This window comes from Methylophilus sp. Q8, from assembly GCF_000800115.1.
Taxonomy (GTDB): Bacteria; Pseudomonadota; Gammaproteobacteria; order Burkholderiales; family Methylophilaceae; genus Methylophilus.
Window position 1 is genome coordinate 400,639 of record NZ_JUHE01000001.1, and the last position, 25,735, is coordinate 426,373.

The 25,735-nt window shown below is 52.2% G+C and carries 22 protein-coding genes; 6 read left to right on the top strand and 16 right to left on the bottom strand.

The annotated features are described in order from the left end of the window. Positions 1-137: 137 nt before the first annotated feature. Positions 138-3,080 carry an EAL domain-containing protein gene (locus GQ52_RS02035; protein ID WP_047514704.1) on the top strand — a complete coding sequence of 981 codons (2,943 nt, stop codon included), beginning with the start codon at positions 138-140 and terminating at the stop codon, positions 3,078-3,080. Further along, the gene (locus tag GQ52_RS02040; RefSeq protein WP_019881472.1) at positions 3,073-4,356 is read left to right on the top strand and encodes an HD-GYP domain-containing protein; all 1,284 of its coding nucleotides are present in this window, start codon (positions 3,073-3,075) and stop codon (positions 4,354-4,356) included. Before GQ52_RS02035 ends, GQ52_RS02040 begins: the two co-directional genes overlap by 8 nt. Before the next feature lie 60 nt (positions 4,357-4,416). On the opposite strand, the gene GQ52_RS02045 is transcribed toward GQ52_RS02040, so the two are convergent. From GQ52_RS02045 to GQ52_RS02060, 4 genes are all read right to left on the bottom strand, one after another. Then, a complete protein-coding gene (locus GQ52_RS02045; RefSeq protein WP_047514707.1) occupies positions 4,417-5,934 on the bottom strand; it encodes a PepSY domain-containing protein in 1,518 nt (505 codons plus the stop codon). A 78-nt stretch (positions 5,935-6,012) separates the two neighbouring features. Then, positions 6,013-8,079: a TonB-dependent receptor gene (locus GQ52_RS02050; protein ID WP_047514710.1), complete on the bottom strand. Its 2,067-nt coding sequence runs from the start codon at positions 8,077-8,079 to the stop codon at positions 6,013-6,015. A gap of 72 nt (positions 8,080-8,151) precedes the next feature. After that, positions 8,152-8,400: a helix-turn-helix transcriptional regulator gene (locus tag GQ52_RS02055; protein ID WP_019881469.1), complete on the bottom strand. Its 249-nt coding sequence runs from the start codon at positions 8,398-8,400 to the stop codon at positions 8,152-8,154. Between the two features lie 63 nt (positions 8,401-8,463). Further along, a complete protein-coding gene (locus GQ52_RS02060; RefSeq protein ID WP_235272924.1) occupies positions 8,464-8,898 on the bottom strand; it encodes a DUF2946 family protein in 435 nt (144 codons plus the stop codon). A gap of 62 nt (positions 8,899-8,960) precedes the next feature. Here GQ52_RS02060 and GQ52_RS02065 point away from each other — a divergent pair, with 62 nt between their 5' ends. After that, entirely contained in the window at positions 8,961-9,857 is an 897-nt protein-coding gene (locus GQ52_RS02065; RefSeq protein WP_047514714.1) for a DUF808 domain-containing protein, read from the top strand. 47 nt (positions 9,858-9,904) lie between these two features. Continuing rightward, entirely contained in the window at positions 9,905-12,238 is a 2,334-nt protein-coding gene (locus GQ52_RS02070) for a bifunctional diguanylate cyclase/phosphodiesterase (protein WP_235272927.1), read from the top strand. Here the strand turns inward: GQ52_RS02070 and GQ52_RS02075 are convergent. The 5 genes from GQ52_RS02075 to murJ are packed head-to-tail and all read right to left on the bottom strand — an operon-like array spanning position 12,210 to position 18,382. Continuing rightward, complete coding sequence (locus GQ52_RS02075) at positions 12,210-12,527, bottom strand: DUF1905 domain-containing protein (RefSeq protein ID WP_047514720.1); 318 nt, start codon at positions 12,525-12,527, stop codon at positions 12,210-12,212. The two genes, GQ52_RS02070 and GQ52_RS02075, sit on opposite strands and share 29 nt — an antisense overlap. Before the next feature lie 14 nt (positions 12,528-12,541). After that, positions 12,542-13,024 carry a signal peptidase II gene (gene lspA, locus GQ52_RS02080; RefSeq protein ID WP_047514722.1) on the bottom strand — a complete coding sequence of 161 codons (483 nt, stop codon included), beginning with the start codon at positions 13,022-13,024 and terminating at the stop codon, positions 12,542-12,544. Beyond that, a complete protein-coding gene (gene ileS, locus GQ52_RS02085) occupies positions 13,017-15,875 on the bottom strand; it encodes an isoleucine--tRNA ligase (protein ID WP_047514725.1) in 2,859 nt (952 codons plus the stop codon). Before ileS ends, lspA begins: the two co-directional genes overlap by 8 nt. A gap of 52 nt (positions 15,876-15,927) precedes the next feature. Then, positions 15,928-16,821 (bottom strand): bifunctional riboflavin kinase/FAD synthetase, encoded by an 894-nt coding sequence (locus tag GQ52_RS02090; RefSeq protein WP_019881461.1) that lies wholly within the window; start codon positions 16,819-16,821, stop codon positions 15,928-15,930. Between the two features lie 16 nt (positions 16,822-16,837). Continuing rightward, positions 16,838-18,382, bottom strand: a complete 1,545-nt coding sequence (gene murJ / locus GQ52_RS02095) for a murein biosynthesis integral membrane protein MurJ (RefSeq protein ID WP_019881460.1) — start codon at positions 18,380-18,382, stop codon at positions 16,838-16,840. 207 nt (positions 18,383-18,589) lie between these two features. Between murJ and rpsT the strand changes: the two genes are divergently transcribed. Further along, complete coding sequence (rpsT, locus tag GQ52_RS02100; RefSeq protein ID WP_019881458.1) at positions 18,590-18,961, top strand: 30S ribosomal protein S20; 372 nt, start codon at positions 18,590-18,592, stop codon at positions 18,959-18,961. Positions 18,962-19,096: 135 nt separating this feature from the next. Here rpsT and GQ52_RS02105 read toward each other — a convergent pair whose 3' ends face one another. The 7 genes from GQ52_RS02105 to GQ52_RS02135 all read right to left on the bottom strand — a co-directional run bounded on the left by GQ52_RS02105 (position 19,097) and on the right by GQ52_RS02135 (position 24,150). Next, a complete protein-coding gene (locus GQ52_RS02105) occupies positions 19,097-20,245 on the bottom strand; it encodes a 5-(carboxyamino)imidazole ribonucleotide synthase (protein ID WP_019881457.1) in 1,149 nt (382 codons plus the stop codon). After that, on the bottom strand, positions 20,242-20,736 hold the full coding sequence (purE, locus tag GQ52_RS02110) for a 5-(carboxyamino)imidazole ribonucleotide mutase (protein WP_047514728.1): 495 nt from the start codon (positions 20,734-20,736) through the stop codon (positions 20,242-20,244). The genes GQ52_RS02105 and purE overlap by 4 nt, the downstream gene beginning before the upstream one ends. Positions 20,737-20,771: 35 nt before the next feature. Further along, positions 20,772-21,893 carry a glutamate 5-kinase gene (gene proB / locus GQ52_RS02115; RefSeq protein ID WP_047514731.1) on the bottom strand — a complete coding sequence of 374 codons (1,122 nt, stop codon included), beginning with the start codon at positions 21,891-21,893 and terminating at the stop codon, positions 20,772-20,774. 5 nt (positions 21,894-21,898) lie between these two features. Further along, positions 21,899-22,951, bottom strand: coding sequence for an Obg family GTPase CgtA (cgtA, locus tag GQ52_RS02120; RefSeq protein WP_047514734.1), 1,053 nt, complete (start codon positions 22,949-22,951; stop codon positions 21,899-21,901). A gap of 118 nt (positions 22,952-23,069) precedes the next feature. Then, complete coding sequence (rpmA, locus tag GQ52_RS02125; protein WP_019881453.1) at positions 23,070-23,327, bottom strand: 50S ribosomal protein L27; 258 nt, start codon at positions 23,325-23,327, stop codon at positions 23,070-23,072. A gap of 28 nt (positions 23,328-23,355) precedes the next feature. After that, positions 23,356-23,670, bottom strand: a complete 315-nt coding sequence (gene rplU, locus GQ52_RS02130; RefSeq protein ID WP_019881452.1) for a 50S ribosomal protein L21 — start codon at positions 23,668-23,670, stop codon at positions 23,356-23,358. Positions 23,671-23,805: 135 nt separating this feature from the next. Then, positions 23,806-24,150, bottom strand: a complete 345-nt coding sequence (locus GQ52_RS02135) for a hypothetical protein (RefSeq protein ID WP_047514737.1) — start codon at positions 24,148-24,150, stop codon at positions 23,806-23,808. A 116-nt stretch (positions 24,151-24,266) separates the two neighbouring features. Here GQ52_RS02135 and GQ52_RS02140 point away from each other — a divergent pair, with 116 nt between their 5' ends. After that, the gene (locus GQ52_RS02140) at positions 24,267-25,676 is read left to right on the top strand and encodes a PLP-dependent aminotransferase family protein (RefSeq protein WP_047514739.1); all 1,410 of its coding nucleotides are present in this window, start codon (positions 24,267-24,269) and stop codon (positions 25,674-25,676) included. Positions 25,677-25,735 lie beyond the last annotated feature (59 nt).

Consider the following 25,735-nt stretch of genomic DNA (forward strand, 5'->3'; position numbering starts at 1 on the left):
CAACCCATCGCTTAATCAGAAGCACCCTTAAATTTACCTTAATTATCAAGCGTTAATGTCGCTAAAGTTTGCTTGCATTCGCGCCGATAACCACTTATCCGCACTACAACGCACACCGGACCGAAACAGATTTAACTATGTCATTACCAACCGTTTTTGATCATCATAGCACAGCATGGTTGCAGCCCCTGGCCGTCACCATGCCGGATACGCCTATGCTGGCCATCAATCGCCGTGCCCAGTGTCTCGCCATCAGCGCCGCAGCAAAAAACCTGCTGGGCGAACTCGCCGACGAGTTGCCCAAAGAGATTCGCCAGATGCTGGTTGAGGCCATACGCGAAGGCAAAACTGAATTAAGTATCAGCACGCAGATTCATGGCGCGAAACGCGATTTCAAATGCCGCGTCTTCTACCCACAATCGGGCCGCCGCGCCATTGGCCTGATGCTGGAGGAGGAAGAACGCACGCTGGTCGATCAATTGCTGCACATGCAATCAATTGTGCACTCACTGATCGAGATGAGCCCGGACCTGATTTGCATTAAAGATAACGACAATCGCTGGATGATGGCCAACCAGCACATGCTGAACACCTTTCAGATCGATAGTTTTGACTATCAGTTCTTAAACAATTTGCAAATTGCGGATACCTTGCATCCGGTGTTCCGCAATAGCTTCGAACATCACGAAAAATCTGACCAGCAGGTCTGGAAATCGCGCCAGGCGTACCATAACGAAGAACTGGTGCATTTGCCGCAGGGTGGTTACAAAACGCTTGAAGTGAATAAAGTCGCCTACCACGACCAGAAAGATCAACCCAGCCATCTGATTACCGTCGCGCGTGATGTCAGCGAACAGAAATTCATTCAAACGCAGTTGCTTAACCGCAGCGCGGTATTGGACACGCTGATTTCCTGCGACTGGATGTTGCACTCGGCCGAACGCTGGCAGAGTGTGGCGGAAAATGTCTTGCAGCAATGCTGCCTGTCTTTCCGCTTTAGCCGTGCCGTATTGCTGCAACACGAAACCATTTCCAGCCGCAAGAAAACCGACATTCGCTCCAAAGCATTGTTCCACTGGGCAATGAACGGCTTTCATGCCACCTACGAGCATTGGGAAAAAATTTCTTTCCTGTCGCCTGAACTGCAACGCTGGTATAGCCTGCTGTCCAAAGGCCAGCCGGTGATGTGTGACGCGCTCACGCTGCCAGCGTCAGAACGCGCCTTGCTTAAATCGCATGACACCGTCAACCTGGTGATTGTGCCGCTCATGATTGATGATGAGTGGTGGGGCTCGATGGTGATTGAACGTTGTTTCGATGCCGAAAATACCAGCTCACAAGAGCTGGGCTCGTTAATGGCGATTGGCCGTACATTAAGTGTGGCGATTGACCGTGAACAAACCGGCAAACATCTCAAGCTGGCCAAAATCGCCTTCGACAGCACCACCGAAGGCATCATGATTGTGAACCCGGCGGGCGAGCTGGTCGGTATCAACCAGGGCTATACCCTGATCACCGGTTTTGAAGAAGCGGAAGTGCTGGGCACCAAGCCGCAGATTTTCAGGCAGCGTCCACGAGGTCTGTTTGGTGCGCTCAAACGCCATGGCAAATGGTCAGGCGAAATTGAGAACATGCGCAAGAACGGCGACACTTATACCGAGTGGATGACCATTACCGCCGTGCGCAACCATGCCAATGCCATCACCAACTATGTGGGCGTGTTCGCAGACATCAGCGAAATGAAGCGTTCGCAAACGCAGTTGAACTCACTGGTCAATCATGACCCGCTGACCGGGCTGCCTAACCGCAGGCTGATTAACCATTTGTTTACGCATGCGATTCAGCGCGCCAACCGCAATGAACAACAGGCAGCCGTACTGTTTATTGACCTGGACCGCTTTAAAAATATTAATGACAGCCTGGGTCACTACACCGGCGACCAGTTATTACTGGGCGTCACCGAGCGCCTGCGCGCCACCTTGCGTGAGTCTGATATTGTAGGTCGCCTGGGTGGCGACGAATTTATTATCCTGCTGGAAAACCTGCATGGCAAAGCCGATGCCGCGCAAAAAGCACATGACATCCTGGACGCGCTGAGACGCGAGTTCATGATCGACCACCATGAAATTTTTGTTGGCGCCAGCATCGGCATCTCCATGTATCCACACGATGGTAACGATGTAGAAAGCCTGATTAAAGCGGCTGATCTGGCGATGTACCAGGTGAAAAATAACGGTAAAAACCACGTCTCGTTTTATGACGTGGCCCTCAGCCGCGATGCCGTAGAGCACTTCCAGCTGGAAACCGAGTTACGCCAGGCGCTGACCAAAAACCAGCTCAAGATGTTCTACCAGGCACAGATCGATTTAAATACCGGCATGATTATTGGCGCCGAGGCATTGATACGCTGGATACATCCGGTGCAGGGCATTATTTCACCAGCGAAATTTATCCCGCTGGCAGAAGAAACCGGCTTGATTTTAAGCATAGGTGAATGGGCATTGGCACAAGCAGTGCGCCAGGCACACGCCTGGCACAAGAAGCATCCTGAATTCAAGAAAATTGCCATCAATGTCTCTGGTGTGCAAATCATGAAGAGCAAGTTTGCCGACACCGTGTATGGCATCTTGATGGAAAGCGAGTGCGACCCTTCTATTATTGAGCTGGAAATCACCGAGAGCACGCTGATGCAACATACCCAGCATGTAGTCGACACCTTTAACCAGTTAAAACTGCTGGGGGTCAGCATTGCCATTGACGACTTTGGCACCGGCTACTCCTCGCTCTCGCACCTGAAACGCTTACCGCTGGACCAGATCAAGATTGACCGCAGTTTTGTCAAAGACCTGCCAGATGATAAAGACGATGCCGCCATTACCAGCGCGATCTACGCGATGGCGACACAGTTAGGATTCACCGTTGTTGCCGAAGGGGTCGAAACCGAAGAGCAGGAAAAGTTTTTACAGCGACTGGGCTGCCAGACAGCACAGGGCTATCTGTATGCTTATCCGGTGAACTCGGACGACTTTTTACAGTTACTAGTGTTAAATAATCAAAGAAAAATAAAACGCCATGCCTAATCACGCCTCAGATACCTACTATATCGACATAGACCAGCTTCAGATCGGTCTCTACATCCACCTAGACCTGGGCTGGATGGATCATCCATTTTCGGTGAGCAACTTCAAGATCACGGATGAATCGCAGATTGAGACCATCAAGTCCTTGGGATTAAAGCAGCTACGTTATGACCCCAGACGCAGCTCCAGCATGCCACTGAGGATCGCGCCTCAGCAGAATGTGGTTGAGTTTCCGCTGAAAAAAGCCGCCTCACCCAAAGTGGAAATCATTGATGCCGCACCGGAGTTGAGCGCCGCGCAGAAGAAACAACTGGCGCTGAGGCAGGCAATTGCGGAAAGCGAACAGAAGTTCATGAAAACCAGCACTGAAGTGAGAAACATTCAGAAGCTGTCGACGGAACATCCCGAGCAGGCCTATGGCATCGCCTCCAGGCTGGTAGAAGACCTAGTCACCAGCACCCTGACCGAGAGCGACATTGCGATTCATGCCATGAATGGCCACCGCGTCAGTGACCAGCACTTCCAGCATGAATTGAACACGCTGGTGGTGGCGATGTTGCTGGCTAAAAACCTGGATATCACTGATGAAGATGTCGTCATTTTAGGCATGTCGGCCATACTGCACGACATTGGCAAACGCCAGATCAGTGACAAAATTCTGCTGAAAAAAGACCCGCTCAGCGTGCGTGAAACCGCTATTTACCAAACGCACGTGTTGCTGGGCATGAATATGCTGCGCGACGTCGCCGTCCCTAAAAAGATACTGACACTGATTTCACAGCACCATGAGTTTGCGGATGGCACAGGCTACCCGAAAGGCCTGCATTGCGACCAGATTGATCCGTTATCGCATATCCTCATCATTGCCAATATGTACGACAACCTGTGCAATCCGTCCAACCCGGCATTCACCAAAACGCCTTACGAAGCCTTGAGTGTGATGTTTGCGCAACAACGACACCAGTTTGACCAAACCATCCTGCGGCGCTTTATCAAATGCCTGGGCATTTACCCACCTGGCAGCGTGGTTCGCCTGTCAGACCAGAAGCTGGCTACGGTGCTGTCGACCAATCCGCAACAACCTTTACGCCCGTTTATTCAAATGCTAAGTGATGACCGCGAAGAAGAAGGCGATATTATCGACCTGCGGGAAGCGCTGGATATCAATATTATCCAGTGCCTGAAACCAGAGCAGTTGCCCACTATCCTGCAAAACAGACTGCGTTTAAAACAGCGTACCAGCTACTTCCTGGACAAGATTTACGCCACGTCTTAAAGCGCTGCGCCCTGGAGGAGATGCCCGCTGGGCATCCGCTTCCAGTCGCATAGCGACCTATTAGCTGCGTTTTCTGGCAAACAGGTAAGCGCCTAGCAAGCCGGTCAGGCTCACGGCCAATGCAGCAAAGATCGCTAGCAAGTCGCGCACATCTTTATTCACAGACTGAAAACTCCATTTGTGCAGATAGGCAAAAATAAAACCTTCCATGCCATCCGTGTCATCTATATTGGCCGCCAGCGCTCCTGTGGCAGGCTCCAGGTAGAATCGCGCGTGATGTGCCTGTGTGGTTTGTACTTTTAACACGGGCAGGCGTTTAAAAATAAACCCATATTCATTGGCAAAGGTGGTGATCCACTGCACTGATGCAATCGCTGGTAATGTGTTTTCGGCCATGATGGTTAGCCATGCCGATGCATATGCCTCGGGCGTCAGCGCCGTCACCTCATGCGGCCCGGTCAGCCATAATGCAGGCGCAGCCGGGGCATGTGACATGGCTGCATGATGTTGGTCATGCTGGTGTTGACCTTGTTGCTGGTGATGCTGATGCATGGCCGCCACCTGCGCAGAAGGCAAGCCTTGCGTGCCAGAAGACACGGGAATGATTTGCCAGAACAGTGTTGACCCACGGCCATAAATATCCAGTTTCAATACCGGGCCGGTTGCCAGCTGTGACCAGGCAGTTTCACTGAGCGCGGCGCTGTCGCTGGCAAACACCGTGTGCAATATTGGCCGGCGCTGTTGAATATCAGACATCCACAAATGAAATAAACCTGTACTGGCGAGCAACAGAATCACCAAAGACACCCATAAGCCGAATTCGCGGTGCCACCATTGCAAGCCCCAGCGTTTTAAGCGATAAGGTGCCGTTTTGCGTTGCTTGATGTAAAGAATGATACCGGTCACCGCCGACGCCAGAATTAACGCCAGCACCAGGGTCGCCACGGCCAGTTGCAGCGTAGAACAGGCCTGCAAAAATGACCAGTTATGGCCGAACTGAAACACTTTAGTCAAGAATGCACGCCGGTCATCCACCAGCGTCGCCAGCCTGGATTGCTCGGTATCCACATAGGCGCGCAAACCTGCAGCGTCCGCGTAGGCGACTTTCCATACTGGCAGTAAACGATTGACCGGATGATAATCCGGCTCAAACTCGATCACGGCCTGCACTGCACGGATGGATTGCGCCTGCAGCCCGGTATAGTAAGTAGCCAGGCTCTTTGCCGCGGCCTGTTCGGCGCCGACACGCTCTGCACCACTGGTCACAGAAAAGTATCGAGGATCCGCATTTGGCAAGGCAATACGGTAATAGCCCTGCCCAGCTAACGAAACCAGACTAATGTGCTGAAATTGCGTGATCGCCTGTTGCTGTAAAATCGCGGGCAACGGCACTGCCTGACGGAGATCCACCGCTTGCAACGGCGGCATAAATTGGCGGGGCGCCGGCTGCAAGCGGCTCATCATCGGATGCGAAGCCCCAGAGAGGCCCCACAACACCATACCGATACAGGCGATCACCCCTATCCATTGATGCCAAAACAACCAGCCACGCTGGATCTTTCTCTGTTGATTACTCATCTCTGTTTCCATATTGCCGCTACACACGATGCTTTAATCATGCCGGACAGCCCGGCAAACCATTGCCGGGCACACTCGTTAATAAGTCCAGGTCACCCCCAGGTAAGCCGTGCGGCCATCGCCTGGGAAAAACTGGGCTTGGCTGGTAAAGGCACGCGTTGCATCGGCAACGACCCCGGTTGTCGCCGCATATTTCTGGTTAGCCAGATTACGTCCTTCAATAAACCATGACCAGTGCTGGTTGATTTTCTGACCGGCCTTCATCCCCCACAGGAAATAACTGTCGGCATACAGGGTTTCTGCAAAGTCGACGTTATAGCGCTGTGGCGACCACTCTATGGTCGGGCCGATGTAGAAGTTTTCTAGTACATCACTGCCACGGTAAACCAACTCGGCACGCAGCAAAGAGCGCTGAATACCTGGCAGGCGATTGCTGCCGAAAGTCGGGTCATTATCCAGTTTGAAATCGTTAATCAGCAAGCTGGAACGCCATTGCAAACTGTAAGGCAAACGGGCTGTCAGGCCGAATTCGAGGCCTCGATGGATGGTTTTTCCCGCATTAATGGTTTGGCTGGCAAATGGCGAACCGGCTGCGCCGACCTGTAGCAACTCATCCTGCAAGCGTGCCTGATAAAACGCCACATCCCAGTCAACAAATTCACTATTACCGCGTGAGCCAATTTCAAAGGTAGTGCCTTTTTGTGCCTTGAGGCTGCTCACTACCAGGCTGTTCAGCTCGCCAAAACTCGGCGGCTCAAAACTACGCGAGGCATTGGCAAACACTTGCACCTGTGGCTGCAACTGATACAGCACGCCCAGTTTCGGGCTAGTCTGGCTATAGGTTTTATCCACGCTCTGGTCACCGCTGGCAGTGATCATCTGGTCTTGAGAGTCGCGCTTGGATTTTGCATACTGCAACCCGGCAATCACCGTCCATTGCTCATCCAGGCTCAGGCGATCTTCGAGATAGGTTTCGAAGTTAGTGGCTTTCTGGTCGAAATCATTGAGCAAGGCACCGCGTCTGGCATTGACGTTTAAATAGTTTTTTGCATCAGTGCGTCCACGTGTAGGCGACAGCCCGGCCACAAACTCGTTTTTGAGGCCGAACAACTCGCCCTGGTAAGCCCAGCGCGCAGTCAAACCAATATCGTATGACTCTTGATCAATCACGCCGGTGGTGTCACCAAAGTTGCCAATCGGGTGGAACAAGCCCTTGCGCGCATAATAAGCCCCCAGTTCCAGCTTGCTCTGGTCAAACAAAATAGTGGTCTTGTTTGCCACGCGGGTGACATTGATATTACGTTGGTTAATGCCTTGACCAGCAGTCACGGTCGCCTGTTTAGGATCATCTTTTAACTGCGCTTTGGTCAGGCTACTTGAAAGTTGTGAATCATTATTGACGTAGCCAAAGAAGAAGCGGGTTTCCACCTGCTCATTGAGCCGGATGCCCACATTCCCGGTCAGGCGGTCTGCACCTTGCTGTGCGTTGTCGCGGAAACTGTCCGAATGGTATTTGCTGGCACTGACAAAGTAGTCCACGTTATCTTTGACGCCGCCCGTGCTAACACCGAGTCGATAATAGCCGTAACTGCCACCTTCTGAGCGCACTTCCAGCGCGGGCGCCGTGTAACCGGTGCGGGAAATAAAGTTGATGCTACCGCCCAGGTTGGTCGAACCATACTGCAAGGCATTGGCGCCACGATAGACCTCAATATAATCCGTTGCCATCGGGTCAATGGCCGGAAAATCAAAGCCACCATCGGCCAGGTTAACGGCAATACCATCTTGCATCAGTTTCAAGCCACGGCCATGAAAGGTACGCTGCACGCCGGAGCCGCGAATCGACAAGCGGGTTTCTTCGGCACCAAAGCGTGACTGTGCCAATACACCCGTCGCCATACCCAGCGTATCCTGCATATTGCTGGTACGCCCTTCACGCACGGTTTCCATATTGACCACGGTGGTGCCGCCTGCGGTTTTTGACAGGTTTTCTTTTGCCGTTTCTATATCCGGCTGTGTCAGTGACGCTTTGTTTTTCTTTGCCACCACTTTGACTTCATCAAGATGGACCGTGCCCTCATGCTCGGCCTGTGCCAGATAAGGCACAGCGGCCAAAATAGCCAGGCAGATTTTTGTTTTGTTCATATTGTATTCCCTTATTTTTCTACGCAATGTGCACTGCCTGCAATCAGGCAAGCAGTGCAATCTTCCTAAAGATCAAGCTGCAAACACTTGCCTGACAGCACTTTCTGGCTGCCAGCGGATCAAGGCGCTGATGTCGCAAGCGAAATAAGTGCATAGCTTGCCCAAATGCTCGGTGCATGCGTTGTAGGTAGGGTTTTTGACCATGCGGTGCAAAGTCATGCGGCTGATGCCAGTGGACTCGGCAATTTCTTTGAGGGTGATGTGGCGTTTCCACTCCACCTGCTTGGCAAATATCATTGCCTGTAGGTTGATAATAATCATGAGATGACTCCATTCATGCCTGGGACACAGGCAGACGCTAAACCCGTCAAATAATTGACGGAACTAGATTGCGCGTGGAGTCAGAGGGGGCGCGCGACTGGTGTGCGCAGTGGGGTAAAAATTGGAAACAACCGGGGCGTGATACTCGCTGAGGGCGATATCGGCCTGGGCTTGCTGAAACAGGATATAGGCCGGGCTGGGTGATGGCACGACCACATCATCCATTGCCATATGACAGAATGGGCAATGATTGAGGTGATGGCTAAGGGACACCGGCTTTTGCGACGGCTGGTAGTCTATCAGCGTGGCGCGTAACTTGCCTTGCGTAGTGAGCACCTGAATTACCAACTTGCCGCCCTGCGAAGAACATACTTCCTGCACAAAGGTTTTACCGCTCTGCATGGGGAAAGCCAAACTCAAACTGGGGACGAGCGCTGCCAGCATGATTGCCATCAAGGCCATGCGTGCCATCCACTGTTGAAATCTGCGCGTTACCATGCCGCTATTCTAACGGGAATCCTTTAGAATAAACAACTATTCCCATTGATACAGGACAAACCATGGCCGGATCCAGCCTGCTGGCATTACTCGATGACATCACCACCATGCTCGACGACGTGTCGGTGATGAGCCAGTTAGCAGCAAAAAAAACGGCCGGCGTGCTGGGCGATGACCTGGCACTGAATGCACAGCAAGTCACCGGTATTGCGGCAAACCGTGAGTTACCTGTGGTATGGGCCGTAGCCCGCGGCTCATTTATTAACAAGCTGATCCTGGTGCCTGCGGCTTTACTGATCAGCGCCTTTTTACCCTGGCTGATTACGCCCTTACTCATGCTTGGCGGTGCTTTTTTGTGTTTTGAAGGCTTTGAAAAAGTCTGGCACAAACTGCGTCACAACACCAAAGAAGACGCACATGCACAAGCCTTACATGCCGCCATGCAGCAACCGCAGACTGACCTGGTGGCGCTGGAGCAAGAAAAAATCAAAGGCGCAGTGCGCACTGACTTTATCCTGTCGGCCGAAATTATCGTCATTGCCTTAGGCGTGGTGGCCGATGCTGCGCTGACGCAACGCATCCTGGTGTTGTCTCTGATTGCGGTGGTCATGACCATCGGTGTCTATGGCCTGGTGGCCCTCATCGTCAAAATGGATGATATTGGTTTATGGCTGATGCAACGCCCAGGTACACACCTGCCGTCGCAAGCGACGCGTAAACTCGGCTGGGGCATGGTGCAAATCGTGCCGCATTTAATGCGCTTACTCAGCGTGCTGGGCACGGCGGCCATGTTTCTGGTGGGCGGCGGCATCATCGTGCATGGCATACACCCACTACACGCGCTGGTTGAGCAGTTTTCACAATGGTCATGGCTGATGAACGCCGCCGTTGGCGTACTTGCTGGCGCACTGTGTGTTGGATTAATGCATATCGTGAAACTAATTATCGGCAGGGACTAGTTTTTTTCTAACCCCTTGTTAGAATTGACAAAAAACAAGGGGGCTGCATGACACTTTCGCGTAAAGTTATTGTTGTTGCTGTATCTGTTTTACTGCTTTGCCTAGCGGCCTCCTTCAACGCGACGCCTAAAACAGCGCTATGGCTGGACAACGTCCACTGGATGTCGACCATCAGTGCCTGCCTCATGCTTGCCCTCCTGGGTTATTTCCGCGCCAACCCCGCACATCGCGCCTGTAAACGCTGGTTTGTCATTGGTGCCATCGCCTACTTTACCGGCGGCGTATTATGGATATTTCAAGTCCTGACGCATCAAACCGCCTTCCCGGCACAATCGGATATTTTTTACCCATTATTGGGCCCCTGCCTCATCATTGGCTTTATCACTGCCCTGCGCAGCCAGCTCTCGCGCTCAAAAACCTGGGCATTCACCATCGACGCCGCTTCATTCAGCATTGCCATCCTCGGCTATGTGCTGATTTCTTATTTACCACAGTCGGCAGATGTCAGCCTGCTACAACTGGCAGTGCTCACCGCCTACCCGGCCAGCATGCTCAGCGCCGCCCTGGTTTCGCTGCTACTCATTCCTTATTTAAGACCGGCCTGGATGATGCCCTGGCTGCTACTCAGTGCCGGGCTCGCCCTGCTAGGCATCTGCTGGATGCAATGGAACCTGAATGCACTCAATCACCGCCCGCAAACCAGCCTCTGGATTAACTATGGATTTTCCGTCGCCGACCTGCTGATCGGCAGCGGGCTTTACGGCTGGCAAGTGCGTATCGCCAAAAAAACCGCATTCCATCGCCAATGCCGCCGCTTACGCAGCTGGATTCCGGTGATTGCCGTGGTATTCAGTATCAGCACCCTGCTGCAGATCTGGTGGCAAAGTGGCCCGCACCCGTATGCTTACCATATTGCAATCGGCTCGGTGACATCGATACTGATTTTCTCCGCCGTCAGGCAAAGCATTTTATTGCGCGAAAGCGAGAAACTGCTACGCGCCGAAAAACGCCTGGCCGAAAAAGAGATGGAGTACCTGCAACTATCGCGCAGTGACCCGCTCACGCGCCTGCCCAACCGGCTGGCCATGCTCAACCTGCTCGAACATGCCATCATTAACGCCGCTAACGACAGCGGCATGGTGGCCCTGCTGATGGTTGATTTAAAGCACTTTCAAAGTATTAATGACAGCTTTGGCCACCGCACCGGCGACCTGTTCCTGCTCGAAGTCGCCCAGCGCCTGCAATACATCACCAATGAATGCGGTGAACTCGGTCGTGTGCATGGTGACAAATTTGCGCTAATCGTCACGCGCCACAAAACCGACGCCGAGCTCGTGCACCTGGCACACAACCTATGCAAAATCGTGCATAAACCCGTATTGGCAGAAGGCCATGAATTAATTCTCGACGCCTGCATTGGTATCAGTATTTATCCGCGCGATGCCAACAATGCAGACCAGCTTGCGCGTAATGCCAATACCGCTCTTGCCCACGCCAAACGCTCGACCCAACACCTGTTTTTGTTTTATTGCAAAGAACAAACCAAACTGGCGCAAAACCGTTTCCGGCTAGATGTGCAACTACGCAAAGCCATCAGAAAACAGGAGTTCTTTTTACAGTTTCAGCCTATCTTCAACCTGAACCAACAGGCGCAACCGCGCATCGCCAATATTGAAGCCCTGATCCGCTGGCGAAACAACAAAGGCGATATTATTTCCCCGGCCGAATTTATCCCTTATGCCGAGCAATCCGGGCTGATTTTGCATATTGGTGAATGGGTCATCAGCGAGGCTTTTCGTCATTTATCCGTATTGATGCAGCAAAGCGGTCAAACCGTCGGCTTATCCATCAATATTTCACCACGCCAGTTCCGCGACCATAGCCTGCCTTTGCGTATTAGCCAACTGTTGCAACAATACGCAATCCCACCTGCGCTCATTACCCTAGAAATCACCGAGAGTGCCGTTTTTGAACACGAGGAACAGGCGCTGGAAATTCTCAAGCAACTCAAAGAGCTCGGCGTGCGTGTGTCACTGGATGATTTTGGTGTCGGCAATTCGTCGCTGTTCAAGCTGAAACACTTGCCGATTGATGAACTGAAGATAGACCGTGCATTTATGGTTGATGTGCCAGACAGCACCGCTGACAGTGAGATTGTCAGCACCATTGTGAAAACAGCGGGCATCCTGGGGATTTCGGTGGTGGTTGAAGGTATAGAAACCCAGGCCCAACTCGACTTCTTACGCGATACCGGCTGCGACTGCATTCAGGGATTTTTGCTGGGCAGGCCGATGCCCATAGAGGACATACACAAACTATTGACCGCCAGCCAGCCAGGCGGCGGGTTGACGTCTAAAACAGAACTGTTAATGACACGGTAACTTCGCTGCCCACCGTCACAGCCAGCTGCTTACGCACATCTGCCTTTAAAAACAGCGCATAGCGCTTACCTTCAAACGCCGGAAATATGGAGGTTTGCCATTGCTGGTTCCCCATACTCACCTCCACTTTCACCGCCCCCCAGCCACGGCGCTTGGTCTGGTGATATTGACTCAGCGTGTGAATTTCATCTGACATGGCCGCCGGTAAGCTGACATAGTGCCAGGTGCTTTTACTGCCTAACCACTGTTTGATGATATCGCTAAAGGTATATTGCAGCCCATCCATCATGGCCTCGCTTCTAGCTACAACGATGTGTTTGGCTGTTTAAAACTATCCAGCATCAACAAGCCCACCCCGATACAGATAGCGCTATCGGCGACATTAAATGCCGGCCAGGCCCATTGCTGATAATAGAACAACAAAAAATCCACCACATAGCCCAGCGTTAAACGGTCATACAAATTACCCAAGGCACCACCCAATACCAGCGCCAAGCCAAAGCAGAACAATTTTTTCTGCGGATGCTTGACCAACAAATACACCATCACTGCAGAGGCCAGCGTAGAAACCGCCGTAAAAAAACCATGCTGCCAGCCACCGGCATTGGCCAGAAAGCTGAAGGCCGCGCCAGTGTTGTGGTAACGCACCAGGTCAAAAAAGCCCGTGACCGGTAGGTGTTCGCCGTAGACAAAAGCCTGCTGCACCAAATGCTTGGTGTACAGGTCGAGAACGATCACAACCGCGCTCAATATCAACCAAGGCAAAGCCGAACGCAGTTTAAGCATATTTGCGTACTTCACCACTGCCAAACAGGTTGCTTACGCAACGGCCACAAATGGTCGGATGCGCCGCATCACTGCCGACATCGGCACGGTAATGCCAGCAGCGGTCACATTTCTGGTGTGTACTAGGTTTAACCACGATTTTCTGCGCAGTTGCATCGGCCACTTTATAAGTAATCGCGCTGGAGGTGATCATGACAAACCGCAAATCATCCTGCAGACTGCTCAATGCGTCGAATGCTTCAGTGGCGACATGAAACTCCAGCTCCGCTTGCAATGAAGAGCCAACTTTGCCCTCACCACGCAACACCTCAATTTCCTTAGCAGCTTGCGCGCGCAAGGCAATCACGGTTTGCCAGTGTTGCAGTTGGCTGTCGCTCAAACCACACTCCGGCAAGCCATACCAGTCTTCTTCAAACACTGTAGCAACGCTATCCAGGCCCAGTGTCTGCCAGATTTCATCGGCCGTGAAACTCAAAATCGGCGCCATCAGGCGCATCATGGCATGTGTGATGTGATGCAAGGCGCTTTGTGCCCCACGGCGTGCATGCGAAGTTTCACCGCTGGTATACAGGCGGTCCTTGAGGATATCGAGGTAAAAACCACCTAAATCTTCAGAGCAGAATCCAACGAATTTCTGCACTGCCAAGTGAAATTCGTACCTATCGTAATCTGCCAGAATGCCGTTTTGCAATTGCTGCGTCAGGTGCAGTGCATAGCGGTCAATCTCCAGCCATTGATCGACGGGCAGCAGGTCTTTGCTGACATCAAAATCAGCCAGGTTTGAGAGTAAAAAGCGCAAGGTATTACGGATACGACGATAGCCATCGGCCACGCGCTTGAGGATCTCGTCGCTGATGGTCAGCTCGCCGGAATAATCGGTCGACGCTACCCACAGACGCAGAATATCGGCGCCATAGGTATCCATGACCTTTTGTGGCGCGACGACGTTACCTTTGGATTTACTCATTTTATGACCCGCGCCATCGACCACAAAACCATGCGTCAGCAAGGCTTTGTATGGCGCGTTGCCGTCAATCGCGCAACCGGTCAATAAACTGGACTGGAACCAGCCTCGGTGCTGGTCTGAGCCTTCGAGGTACAAGTCAGCCACTGGCTGGTGCTGAGCCTCACGCAGTTTGGCGGTAGCGGACAAAGTAGGATGCTGCTCCGAGCGCACCACAGCATAATGTGTCGCACCAGAGTCAAACCAGACGTCCAGCGTGTCAGTCACTTTTTTATACCGCTCGGCATTCGCCGGTGCGTGTTGTGCCAGGAAAGCAGCACCATCTAAGCTAAACCAGGCTTCGATGCCCTGTTGTTCCACTTGTTTGCACACGGTTTCCAGCAATTGCGCAGTGTCAGGGTGCGGCTCACCGGTTTCTTTATGCACAAAAAACGGCATCGGCACGCCCCAGTTACGCTGACGTGACACGCACCAGTCCGGACGATTCTTGATCATGGCTTCCAGGCGTGCACGGCCCCAGCTCGGGAAGAACTGGGTCGCATCCACGGCGGTATTCGCGTGCTCACGCAAGGCCTTGCCATCTGGGCCGACAGAGTTCATGCCGATAAACCACTGGTGCGTCGCCAATTGCATCAGTGGCGTTTTATGACGCCAGCAATGCGGGAAGCTGTGGTTCAAGCGCGCAGAGGCAAAAAGCACAGCGTTTTCCTGCAATTTAGCCAAAATGATCTTGTTAGCATCCTGACGGCTCAAGCCACGAATCTCTGCCAGCTCAACCAACTCACTGCTAAAAAACTTGCCATCACCACCAATAAGGACGCGCGGTTTCTCGTTAGGGAAATTAGCGCGCATCACCAGCCAGTCATCGTTACCGTGCGCGGCAGCGGTATGCACCAGGCCGGTACCGGCATCGGTGGTTACATGGTCACCGGTAATCACTGGCACCCGACGGTTGTCGAACGGATGTTGCAACAATAAGCCGCGCAAAGCGTCGCCCTTGCAACTGGCGATGACAGAAGTGTTTTCTTCGGTATATCTGGCCAAGGTTTTTTCTGCCAGGTCACGTACCAGGATCAGCAAACCTTTGCTGGTTTGAATCAGGTCATAATCAAGCTCGGCATTCACGCTTACCGCCTGGTTAGCAGGTAGCGTCCATGGCGTTGTGGTCCAGATCACGGCATAAGCATCACCATTCACGGCCGTACCGAATGCTTTGCTCAATGCAGCGTTATCCACCACCTTGAAACCGACATCAATCGCCGGCGAATTGACGTCTTCGTATTCCACCTCTGCTTCAGCCAGGGCAGAGCCGCAGTCTACACACCAGTGCACCGGCTTGGAGCCTTGATACAGATATCCATTCTGGTAGATATCACCCAGGGCGCGCATGATATCGGCCTCGGTATTAAACGCCATGGTCAGGTAAGGATGATCCCAGTCACCCAATACGCCCAGGCGGATAAAGTCTTTTTTCTGCTTCTCGACCTGCTCGGCAGCGTAGGCACGGCACAGCTCGCGGAACTTGGCCGGATCAATATTCTTGCCGTGATTTTTCTCTACCACCAGCTCGATCGGCAGGCCGTGGCAATCCCAGCCCGGCACATAAGGCGCGTCAAAACCACCCATGGTTTTGGCCTTGATGATGATGTCCTTGAGGATTTTATTGACGGCATGACCAATGTGAATATCACCGTTGGCGTACGGCGGGCCATCATGCAGGATAAAGGCTGGCGCGCCTTTACGTTTGGCACGGATGCGCTCGTACACCTTGCGCTCTTGCCAGCTTTTTAACCAGGCGGGTTCGCGCTTGGACAAATCACCGCGCATGGGAAAACTGGTTTCAGGTAAATTCAGTTTATATTTTGAATCTTTGGTTTGGTCAGTCATTTAAATATCCAAAAAATCAGCCACAGATTGATGGCTGATTGATGTTCAGCGTTTATCCGTGGCTAAAATATTGTTTCGCCTGCAAGGCATCCAGCGCAATTTGCGCCTTCAATGCATCCAGCCCGGCAAACTTTTGTTCGTCACGCAGTTTATGAAAAAACTGCACATGCACATGCTGATCGTAAAGATCACCATTAAAATCAAACACATGCACTTCAAGCTTGAGTTTGGGGATGCCTTCCAGAGTCGGCCGGTTACCCAAATTGGCAACCGCCGGTAAATTGTTCAATTTTACCGCATAAACCCCGGTCAGTGCAGGCCGTTCGTGGCGCATATGTACATTGGCTGTCGGGTAACCTAACTGGCGTCCGAGCTTGGCGCCATGTACCACCTTGCCGCTAATGCTGTATGGGCGATCAAGCAAAGTATGCGCCTTGACCAGTTCGCCTGCCGACAGCGCATTACGTACCAGGGTGCTGGAAACGCGCTCGCCATGCAATTGCACTTCAGGCAGCGGGATCACGTTGAAGCCGTGTTCAATCAGCGTTTGCACCGTGCCTGCGCGCTTGGCACCAAAGCAGAAATCTTCGCCGACCATGACCACATTGGCATTCAGTTGCTGACGCAACACCTGCATGAACGTGGCCGGGCTTTGTGCTGCAAATGCCTGATTGAAGCGCTGCACATACACATGCTGCACGCCGCATTCGGCAAAATACTCCAGTTTTTCGCGCATCGACGCCAAACGGGCAGGCGCCTTTTGTGGCATGAAGAACTCACGCGGATGCGGTTCAAAAGTCATCACTGCGGGTGTGATTTTGTAGGTGTGTGCATAAGCGACCAGTTGGCGCAACAAAGCCTGGTGCCCCAAATGCATGCCATCAAAATTACCGATGGCAATCGCTTGCGGCGAGGACGCAGCTGGAATATGGCGAAATATCTGCATTACCTAGTCATCCGTTTCATTTAGCCACCCGTTTCATAAAGTCTCTTGGCCTGAAACCGAGCAAGCCGAGTGCGGCGAAGTAAACACTCATGCCCAGCACCACGATACCCGCCAGATGCGACATACGCGTTAATGTCGCCATCGCCAGCCAATCGCCGGACCAGGTCGCCGCCGCATGTAACACCAGCGCCATCACCGTCACCGCAATCAGCAGTTTAAGCAGGAATAATAGCCAGCCAGGCTGCGGCTGATAAGCATCCGTTTTCTGCAAAGTAACCCATAGCAAGGTCGCATTGAGACAAGCACCAAGACCAACAGACAGCGCCAATCCGGCATGCTGCAAAGGCGTCAACTGTAAGAAAGCCACGTTCATGACTTGCGTCACAACCAAGGTAAAGATGGCGATCTTAACCGGCGTTTTCACGTTCTGGCGCGCATAAAACCCCGGCGCAAGGACCTTGACCATAATCAAGCCCAACAGGCTGAGGCTATAGGCAATGAGTGCGCGCTCGGTTTGCAACACGTCCATAGCGGTGAATTTACCGTAATAAAACAGGCTGGCAACCAAAGGCTTGGAAAGCACGGCCATCGCCACCGCTGCCGGAATGGCCAGCATAAAGGTCAGGCGCAAGCCCCAGTCCAGCAACAGTGAAAACTCGGCGCTGGATTTATCGACGTGCGCCTTGGATAAACTCGGCAACAAAATCGTGCCTAATGCCACGCCCAATACACCGGTCGGAAACTCCATCAGGCGATCAGCGTAATATAACCAGGACACGCTACCGGTAGGCATAAATGAAGCAAAAATATTATTCAGCACGATGGAAATCTGCGCCACAGACACGCCAAAAATAGCCGGCCCCATCAACTTGAGAATACGGCGCACGCCTTCGTCCTCAAAGTTAAGCGCATAGCGCGGCAACATGCCTATCTCTTGCAGGTAAGGCAACTGATACAGCAACTGGATAATACCGCCAACAAATACTGCCCAGGCCAAGACATAGACGGAGTTGTGGAAATGCGGCGCAATAAAAATCGCCGCCGTGATAAAACTCAAATTGAGCCAGACCGGCGTAAAGGCAGGCACCTGGAACTTGCTAAAAGCATTGAGCACCCCGCCTGCCATCGATACCAGCGAAATAAACAGGATGTAAGGAAAGGTGATTCGCAACAGCTCAGTGGTCAACGCAAACTTGGCCGGGTCATGCACAAAGCCCGGTGAGGTCAGGCGCACAATCAGCGGTGCCGCCAACATGCCGACAATAGTAATCGCCACCAGAAACAGGCCAAGCAAACTGGCCACATGGTTAATCAGCGCCTTGGTCGCCTCCGGCGTACGCTGCTTGCGATACTCGGAAAGGATAGGCACAAAGGCCTGGCTAAACGCGCCTTCGCCAGAAATACGGCGCAACAGGTTAGGGATTTTAAACGCCACAAAAAACGCATCGGTGGCCATGCCCGCGCCAAAAATACGGGCGATCAGCGTGTCACGTACAAAGCCGAGCAGGCGCGAAATAAACGTCATGCCACCCACAGTGGCCAGAGCTTTGAGCAAATTCATAAATGATGGAAAATACGCGCCTTAGTCTATTTTTGGCAGCTTATCGCTAGCAGCGGACTGTCAGCAGATTGAAAAGTTGGCCGATTTTACCATGCAGCAACAATCAATCGACTAAATGCGTTTTTAATCTTGCAAAAACAAAGCAAAAACAGTATGATGCACGGTTTCGTATCACACCCCTTTTGAAAGTTACAGGATAAAACGAATATGGCAAATACCGCACAAGCTCGCAAACGCGCGCGCCAATCCGTCAAAGTAAACGCGCACAATGCTGCGTTGCGTTCTACTTTGCGTACTGCGATCAAAAAAGTAATCAAAGCGATTCAAACTGGTGATAAAGCTGCTGCAGTCGCTTCTTACCAAGAAAACGTAAGCGTGATCGACCGCATCGCTGACAAAAAAATCATCCACAAAAACAAAGCTGCTCGTCATAAGAGCCGTTTGACTGCTGCGATCAAAGCATTGTCCGGTGACACACCTGCGACTTTGGCTTCTGTGAAAAAAGCAGCTGCACCTAAAGCCGAAGCGGCACCAGCTAAAAAAGCTGCTAAGCCTCGCGCGAAAAAAGCTGCTGAATAATTTCAGTAGGGGTGCATACTAAAAAAGCCGGACGAATGTCCGGCTTTTTTATTGCCTAACATCTGCCACACAGCAAAAACCAGACACAAAAAAGCCCGGACATGCCGGGCTTTTCTCTTTAAGCGTTACACCTTCTTACTCACCAATATGCAATTCACTGCGCGCCACTTTAGCGGCATTAAGCACAGCTTGCGCGTCCTCACCAATCACCGTGAAATGCCCCATTTTGCGCGCTTTGCGCGGCTCATGCTTGCCGTACAAGTGCATTTTGAGGTTACCATGCGCAAAGGCTTTATCCCACGCAGGCTCAACCTGTTTGCCGCTATACAGCCAGCTATCACCCAGAATATTCACCATGACTGCATTGCTGTGCAAATGCGGACTGCCCAATGCCTGACCGGTAATCACACGCACCTGCTGTTCAAACTGGTTGGTCACACAAGCATCCAGCGTGTAATGACCGGAATTATGCGGACGCGGCGCAATTTCATTAACCAGCAACTGGTTGCCGACCACAAAAAACTCCACGCCCAATACACCGACATAATTCAGGCTATTGGCCAGTTTTTTCGCCAATTCTTGCGCATTGGCTTTAATCACTTCGGAGCAGCGCGCCGGAGCAATGCTGATATCAAGAATACCGTTCAAATGGCTATTTTCAGCAGTGGGGAATGCAGCAATATTGCCATGCACATCGCGCGCCAGCACCACGGACACTTCCAGGTCCAGCGGTAACATTTTTTCCAGCACGCAGGTTTCCTGCTTAAAGCCCTGGAAAGCGGCCACAGCTTGTTCGCGGTTGGCGACACGTGCCTGACCTTTACCATCGTAACCAAAGCGCGCTACCTTGAGCACCGCCGGATACATATCACCATCTTGCGGCAAATCGCTTTCAGCCGTCACCGGCACAAACGGACCTATCGGCAAGCCAGAATCTTTAAAGAAGGTTTTCTCTTTGATACGGTGCTGCGCAATCGCTACGGCATCTGCGCTTGGATGAACGATGGTTGATTTTGCCAAGGTCGCCAGCGTTTCAGCGGGCACATTTTCAAATTCAGTCGAAATTGCCTGGCAGGTGTCAGCCATGGTTTTCAAAGCGGCTGCATCGTCGTATGCCGCACACAAATGCACATCAGCAATCATGCCCGCCGGGCTATTTTTGTCCGGGTCCAGCACCGTGACTTTGTAGCCCATTTCATGCGCAGCAATGACAAAGAAACGACCTAGCTGGCCGCCGCCCAACATACCCAACATGGCAGAAGGTTGAATCACGAATGATGTCATGGTTGTTCGCTCAACACCATTGCATGGACTTTTTCGGCTTGTTTTTTGCGGAAAGTCGCTAATTTCTCAGCCAAGCCAGCATCCTGGTTCGCCAGCACGGCCACGGCAAACAACCCGGCATTGGCAGCCCCTGCGTCACCAATGGCAAACGTAGCCACCGGGATACCCTTAGGCATTTGTACGATAGACAGCAATGAATCTTGCCCTTGCAGATGCTTGGAAGGCACAGGCACACCCAATACCGGCAAGGTGGTTTTCGCCGCCACCATGCCTGGCAGGTGCGCAGCACCACCAGCACCGGCGATAATCACCTGAAAACCATTGCTTGCAGCTGACTCGGCAAACTGGAACATCAGATCCGGTGTGCGATGCGCAGATACGACGCGCGCTTCATAAGCCACCCCAAAATCTGCCAGCATTTGCGCGGCATTTTTCATCACCGGCCAGTCACTGTCCGACCCCATAATAATGGCTACCAAAGGTTTACTCATCACGTTGCCTTGCACTCTCTTCGTCTTGTTGGCAATTAAACCAATACCAGATTATCTCTGTGTATCAACTCTTTTTCTTCCACATATCCCAGTACACTTTCAATCTCGTTACTGGGTTTACGCTTAATTCTGCGCACTTCATTGGCATTGTAATTGACAATGCCACGCGCCCACTCTTTCCCTTGTGCATCGACACAGGCAACCACATCGCCACGCTCAAACTGGCCCAGCACATCCACCACACCAATCGGCAGTAAACTCTTGCCATCTTTGCTCAGCACATTGACAGCACCATCATCCAGCACCAACTTTCCGCCCACGCGCAAATGATCGGCCAACCATTGTTTTTTGGCCAGCGTTTTCATTTTGCCCGCTTTTAAATGTGTACCGATAGCTTCACCCTGGCTTAAACGCATCAGCACCTGCGGCTCACGGCCAGACGCAATCACGGTGTGCGCACCACTACTGGCCGCGCGCTTGGCCGCCAGAATTTTGGTCAGCATACCGCCCGTGCCCACCGCACTACCAGCACCGCCAGCCATGCTTTCCAGCGCCGGGTTACCAGCAGTTTCAAAATTGATAAATACCGCAGCAGGGTCTTTGCGCGGATCAGCCGAATACAGGCCTTGCTGGTCAGTGAGGATAATCAGCGCATCGGCTTCGATCAGGTTTGCTACCAGCGCACCCAAGGTATCGTTATCCCCAAAGCGGATCTCTTCGGTCACCACCGTGTCATTTTCGTTGATGATAGGAATCACGTTTAAATCGAGCAGCGTACGCAGCGTCGTCCGCGCATTCAAGTAGCGCTTACGGTCTGCCAGGTCTTCATGCGTCAGCAGCAATTGCGCAGTGTGTAAGCCGTGCTGCGAGAAGCACTGCTCATACATCTGTACCAGGCCCATCTGGCCAACGGCGGCAGCGGCTTGCAATTCATTCACTTCTACCGGGCGCTTTTTCCAACCGAGGCGCTGCATGCCTTCGGCGACTGCACCACTGGAAACCAGCACCACTTGCTTGCCCTGCTTGACCAGCGCACTGATTTGCTCTGCCCAGGCGGCAATGGCAGCTTTATCCAAGCCCTGACCATTATTGGTGACCAGGCTGGAACCCACCTTCACAATCAGGGTTTTACTGTCTTGTATGAGAGAGACACTCATAAAACTTATTCTGCCGCGGGCTGAGGTTGCGCTTCTTCTAATTCGCGTTGTGCACGCGCTTGTTCAATATGGTCCATGATAGCGTAAGTCAGCGTCTGGCAACCGATACCACTAATCGCAGAAATCGGGAATACCGGGCCCTTCCAGCCATAGGCTTTCACAAAATCAGCCACTTTCTGCGCGCTGTCTTCCAACATATCAATCTTGTTCAATACCAGCCAGCGCGGCTTATCGTAAAGTTCCTGGTCGTATTTTTTCAGTTCATTCACGATGGCTTTGGCTTCCTGCACCGGATCAACCGCATCATCAAACGGCGCCAGGTCAACCAAATGCAACAGCAAAGAAGTACGCTGCAAATGGCGCAAAAACTGATGGCCCAGGCCAGCCCCTTCAGCGGCGCCCTCGATCAAACCAGGCACATCGGCAATGACGAAGCTACGATTGCTGTCGACACGCACCACCCCCAGGTTAGGATGCAGCGTGGTAAACGGATAATCGGCCACCTTTGGTTTAGCCGCAGACACTGAGCGGATAAAGGTAGATTTACCGGCGTTAGGCATGCCGAGCAAGCCGACGTCCGCCAAAACTTTCAACTCCAGATACAGCTCGAACGCCTCACCTGGATCACCCTTGGTACATTGACGCGGGGAGCGGTTAGTACTGGTTTTAAAGTGGATATTACCCAGGCCACCATTGCCGCCTTTGGCCATCATCACTTTTTGGCCATCCGCACTCAAGTCCACCATCATCTGTCCGGTGGCTTTGTCACTAATAGTGGTGCCGACGGGCACGCGCAGGATCATGTCATCGCCACCTTTACCGTAGCAATCGGAACCGCTGCCGTTTTCACCACGCTCGGCTTTAAAGGTACGCGTATAGCGGTAATCCACCAGCGTATTGATATTACGATCGGCCACCACGAAAATAGAGCCGCCGCGACCACCATCACCACCGTTGGGGCCGCCCATAGGCTCATACTTTTCGCGGCGGAACGTGGCAACGCCGTTGCCACCGTCACCGGCGTAAACTTTGATAGTAGCTTCGTCAATAAACTTCATGATTCAATTTGCCTTTTAAGCGCATGGCTGCGTTATGGTGAACAAGGCTGCATGCAATCTGCGAACTATAAAGTAAAAAGCCCCGTCAAGCGACAGGGCTTTTTACATACAACTTTGATTAAACCGCTTCGATGCTCACGGTATGACGCTTCAACGCGCCTTTGATTGCAAATTTAACTTTGCCTTCTACCAATGCATACAGCGTGTGGTCTTTACCCATGCCGACGTTTTCGCCAGCGTGCATTCTAGTACCACGTTGGCGAACGATGATGCTGCCAGCGTTAACTACTGTTTCACCGAAAGCTTTAACGCCCAGGCGTTTTGCTTGTGAGTCGCGGCCGTTACGTGAACTACCGCCTGCTTTTTTGTGTGCCATGTTTGATTCCCTCTAGCAATCTGCTTAATTATTTAGCAGAAATAGTGTCGATTTGAATTTCGGTATAGCTCTGGCGATGACCTTGAGTCTTACGGTAGTGCTTACGACGACGCATTTTAAAAATCATCACTTTGTCGCCACGGCCATGTGATACCACAGTCGCACTCACTTTAGCACCGGCCACCAAAGGTGCACCAATCGTAGTTGACTCGCCGTTAGCAATCAACAACACTTTGTCGATCACAACAGTAGAACCAACGTCACCAACCAATTTTTCTACTTTTAATTTGTCACCAGCGGCTACTTTGTACTGTTTGCCACCTGTTTTAATCACTGCGTACATAATGATGCCTTAAACGTCGCCTTTTAAAGAACCCGCAATTATACGCAATTTATTGCAGAATGCAAATATATTTGCGCATGTTTTTCACGGCTGCCCAGCCCACTGGATTAACAGCCTGACTTGCCATCCAACACCTTATTTTACAGCGTTTCGCCAGGGCCGGATACTGCCATTGGTGTAATAACGATACACCGCAAACACGCATTCCAGTAATTCGGCAGAGAGCTGGGTATCCTCGCCCGTCGCCGTGCGTAGCGAAGCCACGCGGTACATTGGCTGCATTTCAATATTATTCAATGAGCTCAGCGGTTGAAAATGCACACAGGCAAGCGGATGATCCTGCTGCAACAAGTGCACGTTAAACATATCTGCGACCTTTAGCTGCAGCGCCTGCCCGTCGTGCATGGTTAATGCATAGTGTTTTTTATTCTGTTGCGCCACGCTTTTCACTGCCGACATCAGCAATTCAGAGATATGCATGCCTAGCCTTTTTCACAAAAGATAGCAGCTTATCGCCGCCCGGCATTGCCGAACAGCGGCAGTTTAGATTAAATTAACCATATCAGATTATGTGCTTAGCGGCAGCAAGGCTAGTTGTGAAGAAATACGAAATCATCGCCGAAGAAATCGCCAGTGCGATTCAGCAAGGCCTGCTCAAGCGCGGTGACAAACTGCCCTCTATCCGCCAGATCCAAACCAGCAAGCAGGTCAATGCATCTACCGTATTCCAGGCTTACTATCTACTGGAAGCTCGCGGCCTGATTGTGACGCGGCCGCGCTCCGGCTATTACGTCGCCGGGCCGCTGCGTAGCGAACGCCTGTTACCACACACCGCCAGCGATGAAGGCACGCCTACCACATTGCAAGTCAGCGACCTGGTGTTCAACCTGCTGGAGCGCATTAAAGACCCGCAGCAGATTCCGTTTGGCTCAGCCTTTCCCAGTCCGTTGCTATTCCCGCTGTCAAAACTGGCCGACCATATGGCCAGCACCGTGCGCCGTATGCAACCGCAAGATACGGTCAGTGACATTGGTCAGGGCGATATCGCCCTCCGGCGCCAGATTGCATTGCGCTACCAACTGGATGGCAAACCCACCGACCTCAGTGACATTGTGATAACCAATGGCGCACTGGAAGCACTCAACCTCTGCCTGGCCGCCGTGACCCAGCCTGGCGATAGCGTGATTATCGAGTCGCCCAGTTTTTATGCGGCTTTACAGGCAATTGAGCGCATGGGCTTGCGCGCAATTGAGGTGCCCAGCCACCCCGAGCAAGGCATAGACCTGGCGGCACTGGAGCGCGCCATTATTCAGCACCAACCCAAAGCCTGCTGGTTGATGACCAACTTTCAGAACCCGACCGGCAGCCTGATGCCGGAGCAAAAAAAGCAGGCCTTGGTCGAGTTAATCACGCGCTATCAATTGCCCATGATAGAAGATGATGTATACCGCGAATTATATTTTGGCAAACAGCGTCCACTACCTGCCAACACCTGGGACAAAGAAGGCTGGGTGATGCATTGCAGCTCTTTTTCAAAAGCGCTGGCACCAGGATACCGCGTCGGCTGGGTATCCGCCGGGCGCTTTGCCGAAAAAATCACCCGCTTAAAAATATCCACTACCCTGGCCACCTCGATTCCGGCACAACTGGCATTAGCGAGCTACCTGGCCAAAGGCGGCTATGACAAACACCTGCGCCAGCTGCGGCACCAACTCATGTTACAGCAATTACAATTCTCGCAAGCCATCCACCAGCACCTGCCGCCACAAGTACGCTTTACCTTGCCGCAAGGCGGCTATTTCTTATGGCTACAGTTGCCCGATCAACGCAATAGTTTGCAGCTGTTTCAACAAGCGATTGCCGAGAATATCAGCCTCGCCCCCGGCCATATGTTTTCATCACAACAGCAATACGCCAGTTATATCCGGCTCAATTACGGGCATACCGTCAATCACGTACATTTGCAGGCCATTGAACGCCTGGGGCAACTGATCAAGCAGGCGTGAACATTGTGCATCTGATATGGTTTTTTAACAAAAAACTGAATCTGTTTTAAATTAGTCTT